Here is a 3,190-nt window from a genome sequence, read left to right on the forward strand (position 1 = left end):
ACGCCGTACTGGTTTAAAGTTAATCCACTATATGTGCCGTTTCCGTTGCCGCGCGGCAAAGGGGTCGTCTGAAAACGCCAATCCCTTTTCAGACGACCCCGCCAATATAACGAAATCATCTTTGCTTCAAACAAACCATTCTTTCCGTTTTTCAGACGACCTCTTTAGAGTACCGCCTATCCGAGTTTTGCTAAAGAGAACAATATGTCTATTCAAAACCACCACCTAGACTGGCTCGAAGCCGAATCCATCTACATCATCCGCGAAGTCGTCGCCGAGGCGAAAAATCCCGCGCTGCTGTTTTCCGGCGGCAAGGATTCCGTCGTTTTGCTGGCGCTGGCGGTCAAAGCGTTCAAACTCGAAGGCCGCCCGCTCAAGCTGCCGTTCAAGCTGCTGCACGTCGATACGGGGCACAATTACCCCGAAGTGATTCAGTTCCGCGATGAAACCGTGGCGCGCACGGGCGTGCAACTGGTGGTCGGCAGCGTTGAAGACTCCATCAAAAAAGGCACGGTCGTCCTACGCCGCGAAACCGATTCGCGCAACGCCGCGCAGGCGGTTACGCTGGTGGAAACCATTGAAGAACAAGGCTTTGACGCGCTGATGGGCGGCGCGCGGCGCGATGAGGAAAAAGCGCGGGCGAAGGAGCGGATTTTCTCGTTCCGCGACGAATTCGGACAATGGGACCCGAAAAGCCAGCGTCCCGAACTCTGGTCGCTCTACAATACGCGGCTCTTTAGCGGCGAAAACATGCGCGTATTCCCCATTTCAAACTGGACGGAACTCGACATCTGGCAATACATCGCCCGCGAAAAACTCGCGCTGCCGCCGATTTATTACAGCCACAAACGCGAAGTCGTCGAACGCGGCGGGCTGCTCGTCCCCGTTACCCCGCTGACGCCGAAACACGAAGGCGAAGTTTCCCAAATCCGCGACGTGCGCTTCCGTACTGTCGGCGACATTTCCTGCACCTGCCCCGTCGCCAGCACCGCCGCCACGCCCGAAGACATCATCGCCGAAACCGCAGCGGCCACCATTTCCGAACGCAGCGCCACGCGCATGGACGACCGCGTGTCGGAAGCAGCGATGGAAGAGCGTAAAAAGGCGGGGTATTTTTGAGCGGAGCAATCCGACCAAACCCGCGGCATTCACAATATTTACATCTGAATGTTTCCCTGCCCAAGGTCGTCTGAAACCGATTTCAGACGACCTTTTATTGATACAAATCTAAAAAAACTATTTGCATCACACATGAACTTTAACCAAACAATGCCCCGCACCCAAGCCCAAAGCGAGCGTTTGATTCCGACGCGGAAGCCGCGTATCCCCTTTTTTGCCTTCGGTTTTACCGCCCGTCCCGATTCCCATTTACCCGCCGTACACAGGATAACGATAAAACTGAAACAAACAATGAGTGTTATAATAAGTAAACCGACACACCCGACAGGTCGTCTGAAAAGGAGTAATCGATATGCCCCGACGCGTCTTTATCGTACACGGTTTTGAAGGCAATCCGCACGGCAACTGGTTTGACTGGCTCTCGGCACAAGTCCGCGCCGCAGGCTTCCAAGCCGACTCGCTGGCGATGCCCAATCCCGAACGGCCGACGGTTTCTTCGTGGCAGTTCGCCCTCGACCAAGTCATCGGCAAGCCCGACGAAAATACCTTCTTAGTCGGACACAGCCTAGGCTGCATTACCCTTCTGCACTTCCTCAGCCGTCAGCAGCCCGAAAAAATCGGCGGCTTGGTCCTGGCGGCGGGATTCGCCGACCCCCTGCCCCCGCTGCCCGCCCTTGACGCCTACATCAAAGGCGCCGCGCCCGAATTCGACATCCTGCGCAAAATCCAAATGCCCAAACACTGCATCGTCTCCGACGACGACACCCACGTCCCGCCCGAACTGACCCTGGACATGGCGGACAAACTCAAAAGCCCCGTCACCCACATCGCCCAAGGCGGGCACCTGATGGCATCCGACGGCTTCACAGAACTGCCGCAGGCTTGGGAAGCCTTAAAACCGATGCTGGAAGCCAAAATCTGACCCGAACGAATCAAACACCCGGCTGTACAAACCCGCATACCCGTTCCCAAACACAATCCGGTCCGAAACACCCATACGGACACCCGAGTCAGCCGATAAACCTATTCAAACGAAGCCTTTGAGTTTCAATATAGTGGATTAAAATTGCAATGATACGGCGTTGCCAACGCCCTTATGTACTACCCGTACACGGCGGGCGTTGTCGCCTTGTCTCATTTTTATTTTAATCCACTATAAAATTCGGCACCCCCTGAAACCATCCTCGAACGAAACCCCAAAAACACACCGTTTCCCATAAGAAAGGTCGTCTGAAAATGCTTCATGCTTGTTTTCAGACGACCTTTGATTTGAAGTTTCGGTGTTTTGGGGTTTTACGCCTGCGGCTCGCTCTAGCTTCGCTCATTTACCCAACCTTTTCAACTGTTTGGCAGCATATTATAGTGGATTAAATTTAAATCAGGACAAGGCGACGAAGCCGCACAGTACAAATAGTACAGAACCGATTCACTTTGGTGCTTCAGCACCTTAGAGGAATCGTTCTCTTTGAACTAAGGCGAGGTAACGCCGTCGGTTTAAAGTTAAGCCACTATATTTGCATGCCGCTGCGGCACGACAACAGTAGCGGGCGGCTTTTTTCAGACGACCCGCTTGACTTTGCCTCTTGAGGGTTTACAGTACGGTCTTGGATATTTTCTACAATCTAGGATGAAATCCTACAAGCATTTGCGTTTCGACATTTGGGCGCATCGTCTGCGTTGAAGTGTTGCGGCGGTTTGTCGGATTTCACGATATTTGCCCACAGAAAGGAAACCCTATGGAAACCCTCACGCTTCATATCGATGGGATGACTTGCGGCGGTTGCGTCAAAAGTGTTACCCGCATTTTGACCGGCATCGACGGCGTAGCCAAAGCCGAAGTCAGTTTGGAAAACAAAAATGCGGTTATTGAATTCGATCCGACGAAAACCAATGCGGCGGCGTTGATTGACGCGGTGGAAGACGGCGGATACGACGCGGCTTTGTGATTGCTTGCGAAAAGGTCGTCTGAAAACGGCTGATTCGGTTCTATATGAACCGGAATCCGTTTTCAGACGACCTTTTTTTACGTTTTCGCCGGATATAGTGGATTAACTAAATCAGGACAAGGCGA

Annotated in this window: 4 protein-coding genes; 3 read left to right on the forward strand and 1 reads right to left on the reverse strand. The window is 53.0% G+C overall.

Annotation, left to right across the window (positions count from 1 at the left end; genetic code table 11):
• The first annotated feature begins 204 nt into the window (after positions 1–204).
• Positions 205–1,119, forward strand: coding sequence for a sulfate adenylyltransferase subunit CysD (gene cysD, locus HMPREF2726_RS08405; RefSeq protein ID WP_009312219.1), 915 nt, complete (start codon positions 205–207; stop codon positions 1,117–1,119).
• A 126-nt stretch (positions 1,120–1,245) separates the two neighbouring features.
• Here cysD and HMPREF2726_RS14810 read toward each other — a convergent pair whose 3' ends face one another.
• On the reverse strand, positions 1,246–1,368 hold the full coding sequence (locus tag HMPREF2726_RS14810; protein WP_283118777.1) for a hypothetical protein: 123 nt from the start codon (positions 1,366–1,368) through the stop codon (positions 1,246–1,248).
• A 103-nt stretch (positions 1,369–1,471) separates the two neighbouring features.
• On the opposite strand from HMPREF2726_RS14810, the gene HMPREF2726_RS08410 reads away from it, so the two are divergent.
• Together HMPREF2726_RS08410 and HMPREF2726_RS08415 are read left to right on the forward strand one after the other, a co-directional pair.
• Positions 1,472–2,041 (forward strand): RBBP9/YdeN family alpha/beta hydrolase, encoded by a 570-nt coding sequence (locus HMPREF2726_RS08410; RefSeq protein WP_009312220.1) that lies wholly within the window; start codon positions 1,472–1,474, stop codon positions 2,039–2,041.
• An 814-nt stretch (positions 2,042–2,855) separates the two neighbouring features.
• Entirely contained in the window at positions 2,856–3,065 is a 210-nt protein-coding gene (locus HMPREF2726_RS08415) for a heavy-metal-associated domain-containing protein (RefSeq protein ID WP_070602971.1), read from the forward strand.
• The last annotated feature ends 125 nt before the right edge of the window (positions 3,066–3,190 follow it).

It is taken from the genome of Neisseria sp. HMSC074B07 (assembly GCF_001810355.1).
GTDB lineage: Bacteria > Pseudomonadota > Gammaproteobacteria > Burkholderiales > Neisseriaceae > Neisseria.